The organism is Psychrobacter sp. NPDC078631 (genome assembly GCF_050268165.1).
GTDB lineage: Bacteria > Pseudomonadota > Gammaproteobacteria > Pseudomonadales > Moraxellaceae > Psychrobacter.
The window spans coordinates 563,435-579,531 of record NZ_JBNNGG010000002.1; the positions used below are offsets into that span (position 1 = coordinate 563,435).

The window sequence follows — 16,097 nt, forward strand, 5'->3', positions numbered from 1 at the left end:
TTAAAAGCGCCCGCATCGGCGCTTTTTTTGTCTCTATAATTTGTTATCATTTCTTCTATCGTTATTCTACTAGGTTGTACTATGTCCAATACTCTATCAGATACACCTGCAGCTAGTTTCACTAAACAGCAACGCCTGCTTACCCCTGCAGCCTTTCGTGAAGTATTTGACGCACCTGAGCGCAAGATTCATCAGAGTCATTTAATGGCTTTTGTACGCGCCAACGAGCATGCACAGCCGCGAGTCGGTATGGCTATTACTAAACGTAAAGTACCTACTGCTGTCGCTCGTAATCTGATCAAAAGATATGTACGTGAAGAGTTCCGTACCAAAGCTTTTAAAATGGAAAATAAAGATATCGTTTTTATTGTTAAAAAACCTATTAAAGATATAGATAATGAAGAATTAAAAAACCAAATAATTAATATATTTAAAAAAATAGAAAAAAAATAAAATGAAATTTTTATTTAAAATAAAAAATATAAATAAAATTTTTTATAATATGTTTTTTAATTTAATAATTTTTTATCAAAAAATAGTTAGTCCTATAATACCTGCACGTTGTCGTTATTATCCGACATGCTCTAATTATGGCAAACAAGCTTTAACATGGCATGGCGCTCGTAAGGGTGGTTGGTTGCTTTTAAAACGTCTTAGCAGGTGTCACCCATTAGGTGGGCATGGCATAGACTTTGTACCCTTACCCTTAGCTTCTTATAACTATCAATACATATCTTTTACTGATGTATTAAATACTGATAATCAGGGTTTAGGTGTCTATCGAGACAATAATAGCTATGTTTCACAGCTTAATCATTTGATGAAATCAACATAAAGTCGCTTTCTCTAGTCTCAGATAGATACTCTGTTGAGTTACCCACAAGTTATCCACACTCTTGGTATCATTTGAGACAGATTTTTAGTAAAATGATGCACATTTTATGTAAATGACTACTAATTCAGTTGCAATGTGACAGGACAGCTGTGTAGGTCAGTCATGACACATGCCCTAATTTTTCATTCCCTAATTTTTTAATCTAGGAAAGGTTTATGCAAAAGATATTTCGGGTGATGATCATCATTGCGATGCTAATTACCGCTTATCTGCTGATTTTGGCATGGCGAGATGATTATGCCGATGCTCCAGCGGTAGATGCGGTGCCAGAAACTACGAGTTCGGTAGGTGCTGACATTCCTTCTACTACTGGTGCAGCAGGTGATATCCCGGTACAGACATTACCTGTGGATAATAGTGCTATGACAGCGACTCCTGCGAAAAACGCTGGTCTAATCACGGTAACAACTGATCGCTATGATATAAAAATCAATCCAGAAGGTGGTGATATTGTTTATGCTGCGCTCAAGCAGTATGACGCAACGCTCGATAGCGATAAGCCTTTCGTATTGTTAGAAAACAACAGTAACCGTGTTTATGTGGCTCAATCTGGACTTATTGGTCAGAACGGTATTGATACAGCAGAAGGTAGAGCGACTTATAACCATACTGCTAACAACTATGTGATGGAAGATGGACAGCAAACGTTGTCAGTGCCACTTACTTACAAGAAAGACGGCGTGACGATTACCAAGACTTTCACTTTTACTGAAAATAAATATCCAATCGATATTAGCTATCAGATTCAAAACGCGTCTACCAATGCTTGGCAAGGTCAGATGTTTGCGCAATTAAAGCGTGATGATAGTAAAGACCCTGGTATGTCTGATAAAGGCGCGCTGAGCATGGCGACTTATCTAGGCGGCGCTTGGGGTACACCGGATGATCCTTATAATAAGCTGAAATTTGGTGATTTTAGTGACGGCGAGTTGACGACCACTAGCGATAAAGGCTGGGTTGGTATCGTACAGCATTACTTTGTATCTGCTTGGACGCCTAAAAACTTCACTGGCAAATTCTTCACTCGTGAAACAGGTAGTGATTACTTTATCGGCTTCAATAGCCAACCAGTGAACGTAGCACCAAACAAACAAGTTACTTTAAATGCAACGCTGTATGCAGGTCCAAAAGTTCAGTCTGAGCTAAAAGACGTTGCTGTAGGCCTTAACAAAACAGTTGATTATGGTCTGCTATGGCCAATATCAAAGGTCTTGTTTGCTATCTTGGAAGGTGTGCATAAGGTTGTTGGTAACTGGGGTTGGTCAATTATTTTACTGACTATCTTAGTAAAAATTGCCTTAATGTGGTTCTCTAATAAGAGCTACTACTCGATGGCTAAAATGCGTGCCATTGCGCCGAGACTCAAAGTGCTCAAAGAAGAGCATGGCGATGATCGTATGAAAATGTCGCAAGAGATGATGGCGATATACAAAGAAGAAAAAGTCAATCCGATGGCGGGTTGTCTACCAATCTTGATGCAGATGCCTATTTTCTTAGCTTTATATTGGGTGTTGGTAGAGAGTGTTGAGCTGCGTCATGCACCATGGATTTTGTGGATTCAAGATTTGTCAGCGATGGATCCATGGTTTATCTTGCCGTTGTTAATGGGTGCGTCGATGTTTGTACAGCAGCAGTTGAACCCGCAGCCAGCAGATCCGATGCAAGCAAAAGTCATGAAGTTCTTGCCGATTATCTTTACTGCGTTCATGCTATTCTTCCCAGCAGGTTTGGTTTTATATTGGACAGTCAACAACTTGTTTAGTATGACTCAGCAATATATCGTCAATAAAAAAGTCGATGAAGAGCAGAAGCGTCGTACGGTAAAAGTAGTCGATTAATTAATTCTTTGTCAGAAATATAAAAAACCATCGCGCAAGCGGTGGTTTTTTTATAGGTGGTGGATAAGTGGTAAATGTTATCCACAGCTTATCAACATTATCCATAGTTTATAAATATTAAAACGAAAATATGTCTGATGCGGCTACCTTTCAAAGTTTGCTTTGTCAGTATGAGTCCAGACGTCTATAATGGAGCTTTTAAACATTGAGAGTCATTGTGGATTCCTTAGAGACAGCATTAGCCGTACCTAATTCTTCTGAAAAGTCTAATACATCTGGATTGGCCACAATTGCTGCGATTGCAACGCCGCTCGGGCGAGGGGGTGTGGGTGTCATACGTCTATCAGGCAGCCGTGCTTACGACATGGCATGCGCTCTAACAGGTAAGTCTGCTTTTACGCCGCGAATGGCCAGCTTTTGTCGTTTTTATCAGGCTGATGGTACTGTCATCGATGAGGGATTGGTCTTATTCTTCAAGGGCCCACATTCATTCACAGGTGAGGACGTTATTGAGCTGCAAGGGCATGGTGGTGTCATTTTACAAAACCAATTGCTCGCGCGTGTATTTGAGCTAGGCGCCAAGCAAGCGAGTGCAGGAGAGTTCTCTTATCGTGCCTTTGATAATGACAAGTTGGACTTGGTGCAGGCCGAAGCAATTGCCGATGCGATTGATGCGACCAGTGCTGCGGCGGCTAGTAGTGCGATTCGCTCTCTAAGCGGTGAGTTCTCACAAAAAATTAACCAACTATTAGAACAACTCATTCATCTTCGTTTACATGTCGAAGCAGCGATTGATTTCCCTGATGAAGAGGATGTGGACTTTTTGTCTGATGGAGTCATACAAAGCAAGCTTGAGCAAACGCAAGATAAGATACAACAAGTTCTAGCAACGGCAAAGCAAGGTCAGCTTTTGCGCGACGGTATCCATGTCGTGCTAGCAGGTAGGCCAAACGCAGGTAAATCTAGCTTACTTAACCGCCTTGCAGGGCAAGAGCGTGCTATCGTGACTGATGTTGCCGGTACTACACGTGATACGCTGCAAGAGACAGTCGTGCTCAATGGTTTGACACTACATCTGACTGACACGGCAGGCCTACGCGAGACAGAAGATACTGTAGAGCGTATCGGAATTGAGCGTGCCCGTACTGCCATCACGCAAGCCGATATGCTACTGATGGTCTACGATGTGACTCGCGATGTTGAAGAAGAAAGTACACCTTTACAGCTTGCTGAACAATTATTTGGTGAACTGCCAGAAGCTAAACGCTTACTAATCATTGCTAATAAAAGCGATTTATTGAGCGATAATAGTAGTGAAAAAAGTGCTGCTATGACCCAAACTGAAATCAAAAACAGAGGCTATCATCAGGTTAATGTTTCATGTGAAACAGGTGTGGGTATTGATAATTTGGTTGAAGCACTATGTGAGAAAGTAGGCTTTCATCCACCAGAAAACAGTTTAATTGCTCGTACCAGACATTTAGACGCGCTTAGACGGACAGCTAATTTCTTGGCAGAAGCCCATGAGCAATTAACGGTATTCGAAGCGGGTGAATTGGTTGCTGATAGCTTACGTCAGGCACAGCAGAGCTTGGGTGAAATCACAGGTGAGTTCAGCGCTGATGACTTATTAGGTAAGATATTTGGTAGCTTTTGTATTGGTAAATAACTGGTAAGTGGTCTTTGTTATTATCCAATAAACTTAGCTATCTTAGAAACACTGCTCTTATTCTCAATCGTAAAATAAGGAAATGCTATGCACTGTCCGTACTGTAATGCGTCAGAGACCAAGGTTATTGACTCACGTCTTGCTGCGGAAGGTGCACAAGTGCGTCGACGCCGTTCGTGCAACAGCTGCCAAGAACGTTTCACGACTTTTGAGATGGTAGAAGTTGTCATGCCAAGGATTATCAAATCAAGTAACAAGATTGAACCTTACGACAATGAAAAGCTACGCCGTTCTATTTTACTGCCTTTACAAAAGCGTCCTATCACTATCGATGAACAAGAGGCGATGATTAGTCGTATTGAAAAACGTGTTAGGCAAATGGGTGAGCGAGAAATCAGTAGTAAAGTCTTGGGTGAAATCATCATGAGTGAGCTCAAAACTTTGGATGATGTCGCCTATGTGCGCTTTGCTAGTGTGTATCGCGACTTTCAAGATATCGATGCATTTCATCAGGAAATTGCCAATATTCGTCCAAATGAAAAGTAAGCAAAGTAAGCTTTTAAATAAGCCCTAGTTGATAAGTGATTCCTAATTACTAATTAGAATTACCAATCAGCTTTCAAACCTTACTTTCTTATATAGAACCCTCAACCATTTATTAAGCCTAGCCTTATGTCTACTCAAAGCCATGCTCAAGATGCACAAGACCGCTACTTTATGATGCTCGCTATCGAACAAGCAAAGCGCGGTTTGTATACTACTAGACCCAATCCTGCAGTAGGCTGCGTTATTGTTCAGGCAGAGCAGATTGTTGGTCAAGGGTTTCACCCAAAAGCTGGCGAACCACATGCAGAAGTGTTTGCGCTGAAAGAAGCGGGCATACGAGCAGCAGGAGCAACTGCTTACGTAACGTTAGAGCCATGTAGTCATACGGGACGTACGCCGCCATGTGCGTTGGCGCTTGTTGCCGCTAAGGTAAAGCGTGTTGTGATTGCAGGTCTGGATCCAAATCCGCAGGTCGCAGGTCGCGGTGTGAAACTATTAGAGCAAGCTGGCATTGAGGTAACAGTCGGTGTTCTGACAGAGCAGGCAGAGGCACTAAACCTTGGTTTTCTAAAAGCCATGCGCACTCAGATGCCCTATGTAAGATTGAAAATAGCGACCAGTTTAGACGGCCGTACAGCGATGGCATCTGGCGAATCTAAGTGGATTACCTCGACAGCTGCTCGCGAGGATGTACAAAAATTACGAGCACAAAGTGGTGCGATTATTACAGGTAGTGAAACCGTAATAACTGATAACCCACAGCTCAATGTGCGCTCAAGACAATTGGACGTACCATCTGAAAAAATACCTAACCCTAAGATAGTCATACTTGATAGGCGTCAGCGTTTAAAGCACAGCCTACAGTCTGATCATCAGCTGTGTCGGCATCCAGATACTATTTATTGGTATGAAGACGATTTGTCGGCGTTGTTGGCGACACTGGTTAGTGAGCACCAGTGCTATGATGTGTTGGTGGAAGCAGGTGCTAGCGTTGCAGGTAGTTTTTTGAGTCAACAGTTGGTAGATGAGCTAATCGTTTATCAAGCACCTTGTTTACTTGGTGAGCAAGCTCGTCCCATGGTTGATTTCAATCCTATGTCCCTTGCTCAGCAGTTACGATTTGATATAGAAAGTCATCAGCAGCTTGGCCCAGATCTCAAATTAACCCTATTACCTTTATAAATAAATATTCTTCGTATGAGTAGGTTTTCCAAAAATTATAAAAAAAACCTTAGAATATGGATAAATCAATTATTAACTTACGTGTTTCACATGGAACTGTGTATAACTTTGTTTCACATGAAACACAAAAGACGTTCGCATCTCGGTTATTTTAATAAATATTTATATAAATCAATATCTTAAAAGTCTATTCATAAATAAATAGGTTTCATGTGAAATTTTTATTTATTGTGGATAACTATGTATTTATAGCGACTTCTAGCTATACCTCTATTGATTTATCCTTACTTATCCACAATCTATCCTATTAAAGGTCAAATCTAACGATGTTTCACTGTCAGATATTTGAACAAATTGTGATAAAGAATTGATAGATGATTTGATAAACTAAAATATTCGCCTATGAAGGCAATACAGTAATGAGATGAGGGTAATATGTTTACTGGAATTATAGAAAGCGTTGGAAAAGTTAAATCGATGCAGGCTACAGGCGGTGACATACGTTTGACAGTAGAGTCTGATGACTTAGATTTCAGTGACGTGAAGCTAGGCGATTCTATTGCATCGAATGGTATCTGTTTAACCGTGGTAGAGCTCGGAAGTAACTACTACTCTGTTGATGTCTCACGTGAAACGATTGCTAGAACAGCATTAGAAGGGTTAAAAGCCGGACATACGGTCAATCTAGAAAAGGCCATGCTACCAACGACTCGTTTTGGTGGTCATATTGTCGCTGGTCATGTAGATGGAGTAGGGGTCGTTAGTAAATTACAACAAGATGCTCGTTCTATCTATATTGAGATTGAGATACCCCAGGATCTGGCGCACTATACAGCGACCAAAGGCTCTATTACAGTAGATGGTATTAGTCTGACGACCAATTTAGTGCGTGACAATATTGTTTCTCTAAATATCATTCCGCATACTGCTCAAGTGACAAATATCGCTAAGCATTGGTTAGTAGGTAATAAAGTTAATATTGAAGTAGATATCGTTGCCCGTTATCTAGAGCGTCTATTAAATAAATCTCAATCTGGCGGTATGAATGCGTCAAACCCGCAAAGTCAAATCACAGAAGCATTTTTGGCCGATAATGGGTTTATGAAATAACAATTAAGCTTACCGAAATATTATCCTCGTACCAAGTTTTTGACCCTATCGATATTACTTTGACTAAGTGATATCGATAGGGTATTTTTTATTTGCACTAGAGATTTATTGTATAAAACTCTGCAAAACGGATTCTAAGTCTTTTTTGCTAATGGGTTTGGATAAAAACTCGTCCATACCAACTTGCATACAAGCCTCACGATCTTCTTCTGTATTATTTGCAGTTAGCGCCACAATCGGTATTTTATCACCTTGCGAGCGAATCACTTGTGTGGCTTGTAAGCCATCCATAACGGGCATTCGGCAGTCCATCAAAATCAAAGAAATCTCTTCACGTTGGCTTTTGAGTTTCTCAAGTGCTTGCTGTCCATCTTCTGCGACGATGCTACGATAACCAAGTTTACTTAACATCTTACAGGCTATCTTTTGGTTAGTAGGACTGTCTTCTACGACCAAAATCAGTGGAGACAAGATTTCTTTTTTAGGTGTATCTTCTACAAAAGATAGACTGCTGTCATATTGATGTTTGACCAGTATGTTTAGCGTTTTCCTTGCAAACAAGGTTAAACGTAGCAGTTCAGAAAGTAATAAACTTGCGTCCAAGGGTTTGGTCAAAAATCCATCATATTGGCCTAGTAAAGTAGAAGGGATATGCCTTTCAAGTTTCATGCTAAGTAATATCTTCGGTAGTGAAGGCGTAGCGACTAGGTCGTTTAACACTTCTTGTTGCTCGCTATACTTGTTGCTCGCATGAGCTGATAAGGTGATGGATTCGCTGTATTCATAATCTAATAACAAGATAGGAATGACGGTTTGCTCATCTTGTTTTAATTTATTTTTTAGCTGCTGTACAGTAGCTCTATCTAAAGTGCTGTAGATAGTCACGGATATCGTTAAGTACTCGCACAAACGTTGTAAATGTTCAGCAACTAGAGGCTGATTGATGACAGCGATAAGGTGAATATGGGGCAGCTGCGAACAACGATGATATACCGATTGATAAGTGGTATGAGCATAAGGAAGGTAGAGGCTAAATATCGTTTCTTTATCCACCGTATTATTTAGTTCGATAAAACCGCCGAGTAACTGAGCAAAGCTATTGGCATCACTCAAGCCAATATTACTGTCTTCAACTAAGTTATGATTGCTTTGATTCAAGATATTGACTAATTGATTTTTTCTCTCAGGAGTAATAGTTGCTCCAGTGTCTTTTACGCTAAACCGAATCCAATAATATGTCTGCGCAGGCATTGTCGTGTCATTGTTAGGAGTTAAATGCTGATTACTTATTCGCGTTACTTTATCTTCAGGTACACGATCAACAGTGAGCGCGACATAGCCTGATGTTGTAAAACTAATAGCGTTTTTCAACAGATTTAATAGGATATGGTGCAGTCGAATGTAATCAGTTTCGATGTAACGAGGACAGTCCGGCGCAAAGAAATAGATCAACTCTAACCCTTGTTGTCTTATTTCTTTTGTGACTAAATTGCTAACCTCTTTGCTTACCTTATAAATATCAACCGTTTCGATACTTAGACGTGTTTTTCGGACTTCAACTTCCTTTGTTGCTAGCGTCTCATTGAGCACAGTCAACATGCTTTGACTGGTTGTAATCAATGTATTTAGAGTCTTTTTGCCTTGAGCTGTCAATGTTGAAGGGTCGATGGGTTCCAACGAATCAATTATCTTCTCTAGTGGTAACCTTAACTTACGACCTATAAATGCTTGGGCTTCGTTTGATTCATCAATTTGTAATTGCAGTTGTTGGTTGTGCAGCTGTAGTTGTTCAGATTGATGGAAAATTTCATCGACATTATTAAAAATCACAGTAAAACCGTGAACTTGCCCATGTTCACCGAACCATGGTGTTACGTGTAGTTGGTAGGCTTGTTTGTTCTCCAAGCCATAAACTATGAGTGTGCGAGTAACGCGCAAACTTGAAATAGTTTTTAACAGTATTTGAGTGGCCTCATCTTTCCCTTCAACAAAATCAGTCAGCTCATAGCTTTGCTCTCTCTGTGTAGGAGGAGTAAACACTTGCTCAAAGCGCTGATTATAGAAACTAATTTGACCATGTCGTATACTCATCAACATTGGTAAGGGTGCCTGATCAACCAAACGTTCTAACCGATGAGTCAATGTTTTTATACGCCGATAGTCATTATGTAGTTGGTAGCTGACTCGACTTAATGCATGACCTAGCAGCATGAACTCGGTAGTAGATTTCTTTTGTAGAAACGGCGGCGGCGTATAAGATTCTTTTGCGCGGCTACTCAAATTATCGGTATAAACCAGTAATTGTTCCCAGTTAGTTCGACGATTGAGCATATAGAGCAATGCCATGAAAAATAGTACGATAGCGACCATCAAAGGAAGCCAGTAACGGTAAGATATCCAGTCGACAACAAAAGGTTCGTGGCGTAATACGATATAAATCTGATGTCCGCTTTTTAGATTAATGATTCCTGTTAGTTCATTACTATTAACTGTATAGGAGCTATGGTCGCTGCTGCTAGAAGCTGATGTACCGATGGTAGGGAAAGCAACGGTAGAAAAAGCAGATTCATTGGGACGAGTATTATGATGAATATAGGTCTGCCCAGAAGGCATCATCAAAATCAGCTGATAACTAAGGTGATCAAAAGTAGGTTGTTCTAAGATTTTTTTTATTTCACTATCTACAGGTGCTGCATGCTCAATAATACTGTGCTGTAGGGCATAAAAAGTGTCTATGCTATGTTGCTCACTATGTTTTTTCATCCCATCAAACAGTGTGACATAGTACAGCAGTAACATAACCGTGAGAGATAAGGTATAGAAAATCAATAAGCGCTGTAAGGACTGAAACTGTTGCATGAAAGCGTGGCCCTATCTCGACACGAAAAAATATAGTGAAATAAAAACGAAGTTTCTACATATAGTAGGTGAATTATACGACAGTTGAATTGTCTAACATTTCTAGTGTTACCTTCTATTTATAGCAGAATAACGGCTTACTGTTTACAGAGAGTGGTTATTAACACCAAATTGTTTTGTAAAAGATATAAATAGAACGTTCGATGTCCTTGATATTATAAAGGCAAATAATGTCATTGGTTATCATGAAGTGAGGTCATTACAACCATGGCACTGCGCCGTAAACTCACCTATAATGAATAAATAAACCTTATATAATGCATGATTATGACTACAACTGCTCCTACCTTTGATACATCTAACTCGCTTACTGACCATGATAACCCAACTACTAACCGATTAAGGGTAGTATTTGCGGGTACGCCTGAATTTGCTGCTATTAGCCTTGAGTCATTAATTAAGCAGCAAGAAGCGCTGAATATAGAGATAGTCGCTGTTTACACGCAGCCTGATCGTAAAGCAGGTCGTGGTCAGAAGCTGTCAGCCTCTGCGGTAAAAGAAGTTGCATTGGCAAATGATATCGCTGTAGAGCAGCCAGTCACTTTCAAAAAGTCTAGTGCAGAAGGGCTAGCTGCTAGGCAAACTCTGCGCACCTACCAACCAGATGTGATGATTGTCGCTGCTTACGGGTTGATCCTACCTATCGGTGTATTAGAGACGCCTACTCATGGTTGCTTGAATATTCACGCTTCACTGTTGCCACGCTGGCGCGGTGCTGCACCTATCCATCGTGCACTCTTGGCCGGAGACGATGAGACTGGCATTACCATTATGCAGATGGACAAAGGTCTTGATACAGGTGACATGCTTTATAAAGTTAGCGAAAGTATTGCCTCTGATGATACCGCTGCTAGCCTACATGATAAGATGGCGGCACTTGGTGCGACAGCCATTAGTACGGTGCTAAAAGATTTAGCTGCCTATCAAGCTCAAGCTATCGCTCAAGACAATAGTCAAGCCAACTACGCTGAAAAACTGGTCAAAACCGAAGGCGAAGTTGATTGGTCGCAGCCTGCTGCCGCTATCGAACGCCAAATCCGAGGGCTGACTCCGTGGCCGGGTGCTTATACTTTTCTTGCAGGGCAACGTGTCAAAGTGTTGGCTAGCTTACCTGTAAATACATCGCAGCAAACCAATGAACCTGCTGGAACGGTTATCAGTGTCGGACGAAAAGCGATTTTAGTCGCTTGTGGTAAGGAGAGTGACGCTGAATCATCAGCCACCACTTTAGCCATTACCCATTTACAGTTTGCGGGTGGTAAGCCAATGACTGCTGAACAAGTTTGCCATGGCAACCAATTAAATGACGGCGATCAATTTACGTCAGAAACAAAATAACGTTACTTATATCTAACCTACTTGCACAAGACGCTATCGATCATACGTCAAGGAAATGAAATTTAATGAGACAAAACAGTACTGCGCCTAGAAACAATAAGCTCAAACCATCAAGCAATCTTATTATGAATGGCAGCGTACGCGTGCGTGTGATTCGTACCTTACTGGCTATTCAAAATGGTCAGTCGCTCTCAAGCGTCCTTGATCCATTGCTAAATAGTCTGCACGATGGTGACAAAGGCTTTGCCCATGCATTATTGCTCACGACATTGCGCCAGTGGCATGCGCTGGCACGTTTGCTCGATAGCTTAGCAGACAACCCTATCGACGAAGTTGAAGTGCGTACCACTATTCAAGTCGGCTTAGTACAGTTGCTATATTTAGAAGTGGCTGACCATGCTGCAATTCATGAAACCGTTGAAGCTGCCAAAGAAATTGAGTTCGCTCATTCGACTGGTTTGGTAAATGCTATTTTGCGTAAAGTCGCTAAGAATCCAAGCAAATTCCGTAAGAAATGCGATAAAAAGCATAGTCTACCGAACTGGCTCGCTTATCAGCTTAAACAAGATTGGAGCGAACAGTATGATGAGCTGACACAAGGCTTGCGCCATCCAGCCCCGATGTTTTTACGAGTGAATTCGGCGGTTACGTCGGTAGAAGATTATCAGCATGCATTGGATGGTGCAGAAATTGATGCAGATATCGTTGAGCTAACGACTGGCTTTAAGGTAGCAAGCTCATCAGGGTCTGCCACTTCTACTACGCTATCGATCAAAGGCCTTAGACTACATCAAAGCACTGCCGTTAACGCTTTGCCTGATTTCGCTTTAGGAACGGCTAGCGTCCAAGACATGCATGCGCAATTAGCTGCACCAATCATTAATAAAGCATTGATAGCTAAGCTCATTGCTGAAAAATCTGATACGGAAAATACGAATAATGAGATACATATTCTAGATGCTTGTGCAGCACCTGGTGGCAAGCTTGCTCATTGGTTAGAGCTTATAAGTGCTAATGACGAATCATCGTTGTTTCACGTGAAACAAGATAATAATGAGATATCATCTGAAACGTCACCTGCGATTACTGATATCAAGGTAACAGCTATTGATAATGAAGCACCACGTATCGAGCGTATTCGTGAGAATTTACAGCGCCTAAATTTGAGTCAGCATGATTTGCAGCAAGCAAATAACAGCATCGCACTAAATATCGTCTGTGCAGATGCGACCAGATGGCAGTATGGCAAAAATAAAAAAGCGGCGACAAATGAGCCGGTATTTGATGCGATATTATTAGATTCTCCTTGTACTGCGACTGGCGTGATACGTCGTCATCCAGATATCAGTATCTTACGTACTGAAGAAGATATCGAGCAAACGGCACTGTTGCAAGCAGATATCTTGCATAACTTATGGCCACAACTCAAAGCTGGTGGTTATTTGCTGTACGTGACATGCTCTATCTTGAAGCAAGAAAACGTCGAGCAAATGCAGGACTTTATCACTCATCATAATGATGCAGTAGTGATTGAGTTTACCGACGATTGCAACTGGGGTATCGAACAAGCAATCGGTCGTCAGTGCTTGCCAATTGATAGCGCAAGCGGCGATGGTTTTTATTATGCGTTGCTACAAAAAACTGCTGAATAAACCGTTTTTAACTATTGAATAACATTATTGTAGACAGGACAATCTAATGAAATATATCAGTACCCGTGGTCAGACAGCGCCGATGGATTTTAGTGATGTGCTTTTGATGGGGCTTGCCCCAGACGGTGGTTTGATGTTGCCTGAGCATTATCCAAATATCGATAGTGCAACCCTTGATGAATGGCGTACGCTCAGCTATCCGCAGCTTGCGATGGCGATTATGCAGCGTTTTGCCACTGATATTCCTATGGCTGATTTGCAAGATATCATTGAGCGTACTTACACTGCTGATGTGTTTGGTTCCGACGAGATTGTTCCTGTCCGCAAGCTCGAAGATAATTTATATATTCTAGGATTATCAAACGGTCCGACATTGGCATTTAAAGATGTTGCCATGCAGTTTTTGGGCAATGCGTTCGAGTATGTACTTAAGAAAAAAGACGCACGTATTACGATCATTGGTGCGACCAGTGGTGACACGGGTAGTGCAGCAGAGTATGCATTGCGCGGCAAAGAAAATATCGAAGTCTTTATGCTGTCACCGCATGGCAAAATGAGTGAATTCCAGCGTGCGCAGATGTATAGCTTGACGGATACTAATATTCATAACATTGCGATCGATGGTATGTTTGATGATTGCCAAGACATCGTTAAAGCGCTACAGCAAGATGCTGAGTTTAAAGCCGCTTATAACCTAGGCACGGTAAACTCTATCAACTGGGGTCGTATCCTAGCGCAGATTGTTTATTATTTTAAAGCTTACTTTGCGGTCACGACGAGCAACGATGAAAAAGTCAGCTTTAGCGTACCATCAGGTAACTTCGGTAATATTTGTGCCGGTCACATCGCTCGCGAAATGGGACTGCCAATTGACCGTCTGATTGTTGCAACTAATGAAAATGACGTGTTGAATGATTTCTTTAACCAAGGTGCTTATCAACCACGTCCGACTGAAAAAACCTACGTAACCTCTAGTCCGTCGATGGATATTTCAAAAGCATCTAACTTTGAGCGTTTTGTTTATTTGCTATTAGAAAAAGACAGCGTACGCGTTCATGAGTTATTTGAAGGGGTGAAATCAGGCCGAGGGTTTGACTTGTCTGACTTGATGGAAGCAGTTAATACGCGTTATGGCTTTGCTGCTGGTAAATCTACTCATAGCGACCGCTTGCAGACTATCAAAGCGCTTTATGAGCAGCATGGTGAATTGGTTGATCCACATACTGCAGACGGCATTAAAGTCGCTAAAGAGCTACAGTTAGATGGCGAAGTTATTGTTTGTGCAGAAACGGCATTACCCGTTAAGTTCGCTGACACTATTGTTGAAGCAGTAGGTCAAATAGACATTGAGCGTCCAGCGCACACTGAAGGGTTAGAAGATTTACCGCAGCACGTAGTGGTACTGGAAAACAAGGCTGAACTGGTCGCTGAACAAATCCGCCAACATGTCGCACCGAATCCTGCTTAAGTAACTACGGTCTTTAGACTCATCATCAACAAGGAAAAGTATCCGCGTGAAAGTTACACCATTGTAATAAAGTGTTTATGATTGTGTTATGGTAGATATAATTGTAATATTAGAAACGGCGTCAGCAAGTCATCATCGTGCTAGGCGCTTTTTTAGGAATTATTCTAGCCAATTACACTGAACAGTTACCCTATAATTTTCATAAGAATTTTATTAATAAATTACTGATATAGTTAAATTTTTATTAATTTAAAGTGTTTTTACAGTGATAAGTTAAGTACGGTTCTTTATGACAAGCACAGTGGTACATATTGTGGATATAACGATGAAGATGAGCTTAAAAAAGATAGCAAAAGCACTGTTAATTACGACGTTTAGTAGTGCCATGTTGATGACCACAGCCCACGCAAACAATCCACCACCTACTATCAAGGCAGATGCACCCAATCGTTATATCGTGAAAAAAGGCGATACATTATGGGATATCTCAGGTCGTTATCTAGATAGCCCTTGGCGTTGGAAAGAAATTTGGGCCACTAATAAACAAATTAAAAATCCAAACCTTATTTACCCTAATGATGTTCTCATCCTTTGTGTGATTCAAGGTAAAACGCTAATTGGTGTTGATACAGGTGAAGGTTGTGCTGGCGTTGAAAAGCAGCTTACTGGGAATGTAAGTACAAGTAGGGTGGCTCTTACCTCGACGGCTAACAGTGTTCCTCCTATTCCATTATCTGCTATTCAGCATTGGCTTGATAAAACACTTATCGTTAATCCTCAAGACTTTAATACCACGCCTTATATTTTGGCTTCTAAAAACCGTAACTTGATTACTGCGAGCGGTGATAAAGTCTATGCTAAAGGCGTACCGCTTATCGTGGGTCAGCGTTACGGCGTTTACCGTGAGGGTGAGCTATATGTAGACCCCAAAACGCAAGAAGTGATTGGTTTAGAAGTTACGCAGGTAGCGACTGGTCTTGTTACTTCTACAGAAAGTAATGGTGTGACTAGCTTGCAGCTTATCGATAGCTATGGCAAAGAAGTGCGTGAAGGGGATCGCGTATTCGTAGAGTTAGATAACGCTATTCCTCCTGTCTTCTATCCAACGCCTGCAAGTGTTAGTCGCGGCGGTATGATCGTACGTGTGATGGACTCTATCAGCTCGGCTGCGAAGGGTAGTGTGGTCGCCATCAATTTGGGTAGCTTACAAGGTGCTAAACCAGGTGATGTGCTGACGGTTTATCAAAAAGGGCCTTTGGTACGTGATACTAAGGACAATGACACACCGGTACGTCTACCAAACGAGCCAAGTGGTATGGTGATGGTTTTTAATACCTTTGACCACATCAGCTATGCTTATGTACTTGATTCTGAGTTACCACTTAATATTGGCGATCAGTTATTACCACCTCCTTATTTATAAATAGCTATAAGGTTTTATTAAGCAATATATTAAACTAAATACTAATCTAAGCTTGCC

At 41.2% G+C, this 16,097-nt stretch carries 12 protein-coding genes; 11 read left to right on the forward strand and 1 reads right to left on the reverse strand.

Going from position 1 to position 16,097, the window contains the following annotated elements; translation table 11 throughout:
• Positions 1-81: 81 nt before the first annotated feature.
• The 7 genes from rnpA (at position 82) to ACQKCP_RS08500 (ending at position 7,240) form a co-directional block, all read left to right on the forward strand.
• Positions 82-453, forward strand: coding sequence for a ribonuclease P protein component (gene rnpA, locus ACQKCP_RS08470; RefSeq protein ID WP_427611995.1), 372 nt, complete (start codon positions 82-84; stop codon positions 451-453).
• A gap of 1 nt (position 454) precedes the next feature.
• Positions 455-835: a membrane protein insertion efficiency factor YidD gene (gene yidD, locus ACQKCP_RS08475; RefSeq protein WP_427611996.1), complete on the forward strand. Its 381-nt coding sequence runs from the start codon at positions 455-457 to the stop codon at positions 833-835.
• A 215-nt stretch (positions 836-1,050) separates the two neighbouring features.
• Positions 1,051-2,733 (forward strand): membrane protein insertase YidC, encoded by a 1,683-nt coding sequence (yidC, locus tag ACQKCP_RS08480; RefSeq protein ID WP_427611997.1) that lies wholly within the window; start codon positions 1,051-1,053, stop codon positions 2,731-2,733.
• Between the two features lie 280 nt (positions 2,734-3,013).
• Positions 3,014-4,402: a tRNA uridine-5-carboxymethylaminomethyl(34) synthesis GTPase MnmE gene (gene mnmE / locus ACQKCP_RS08485; RefSeq protein ID WP_427612040.1), complete on the forward strand. Its 1,389-nt coding sequence runs from the start codon at positions 3,014-3,016 to the stop codon at positions 4,400-4,402.
• An 87-nt stretch (positions 4,403-4,489) separates the two neighbouring features.
• Positions 4,490-4,948: a transcriptional regulator NrdR gene (nrdR, locus tag ACQKCP_RS08490; RefSeq protein ID WP_057762240.1), complete on the forward strand. Its 459-nt coding sequence runs from the start codon at positions 4,490-4,492 to the stop codon at positions 4,946-4,948.
• A gap of 126 nt (positions 4,949-5,074) precedes the next feature.
• A complete protein-coding gene (ribD, locus tag ACQKCP_RS08495; protein ID WP_427611998.1) occupies positions 5,075-6,130 on the forward strand; it encodes a bifunctional diaminohydroxyphosphoribosylaminopyrimidine deaminase/5-amino-6-(5-phosphoribosylamino)uracil reductase RibD in 1,056 nt (351 codons plus the stop codon).
• A gap of 435 nt (positions 6,131-6,565) precedes the next feature.
• Positions 6,566-7,240: a riboflavin synthase gene (locus tag ACQKCP_RS08500; protein ID WP_057762236.1), complete on the forward strand. Its 675-nt coding sequence runs from the start codon at positions 6,566-6,568 to the stop codon at positions 7,238-7,240.
• 105 nt (positions 7,241-7,345) lie between these two features.
• On the opposite strand, the gene ACQKCP_RS08505 is transcribed toward ACQKCP_RS08500, so the two are convergent.
• Positions 7,346-10,099: a response regulator gene (locus tag ACQKCP_RS08505; protein ID WP_427611999.1), complete on the reverse strand. Its 2,754-nt coding sequence runs from the start codon at positions 10,097-10,099 to the stop codon at positions 7,346-7,348.
• 327 nt (positions 10,100-10,426) lie between these two features.
• Here ACQKCP_RS08505 and fmt point away from each other — a divergent pair, with 327 nt between their 5' ends.
• From fmt to ACQKCP_RS08525, 4 genes are all read left to right on the forward strand, one after another.
• Positions 10,427-11,497, forward strand: a complete 1,071-nt coding sequence (fmt, locus tag ACQKCP_RS08510) for a methionyl-tRNA formyltransferase (protein ID WP_427612000.1) — start codon at positions 10,427-10,429, stop codon at positions 11,495-11,497.
• A gap of 65 nt (positions 11,498-11,562) precedes the next feature.
• A complete protein-coding gene (locus ACQKCP_RS08515) occupies positions 11,563-13,149 on the forward strand; it encodes a transcription antitermination factor NusB (protein ID WP_427612001.1) in 1,587 nt (528 codons plus the stop codon).
• 46 nt (positions 13,150-13,195) lie between these two features.
• Positions 13,196-14,617 (forward strand): threonine synthase, encoded by a 1,422-nt coding sequence (thrC, locus tag ACQKCP_RS08520; protein WP_427612002.1) that lies wholly within the window; start codon positions 13,196-13,198, stop codon positions 14,615-14,617.
• A gap of 325 nt (positions 14,618-14,942) precedes the next feature.
• The gene (locus ACQKCP_RS08525) at positions 14,943-16,040 is read left to right on the forward strand and encodes a LysM peptidoglycan-binding domain-containing protein (protein WP_427612041.1); all 1,098 of its coding nucleotides are present in this window, start codon (positions 14,943-14,945) and stop codon (positions 16,038-16,040) included.
• The last annotated feature ends 57 nt before the right edge of the window (positions 16,041-16,097 follow it).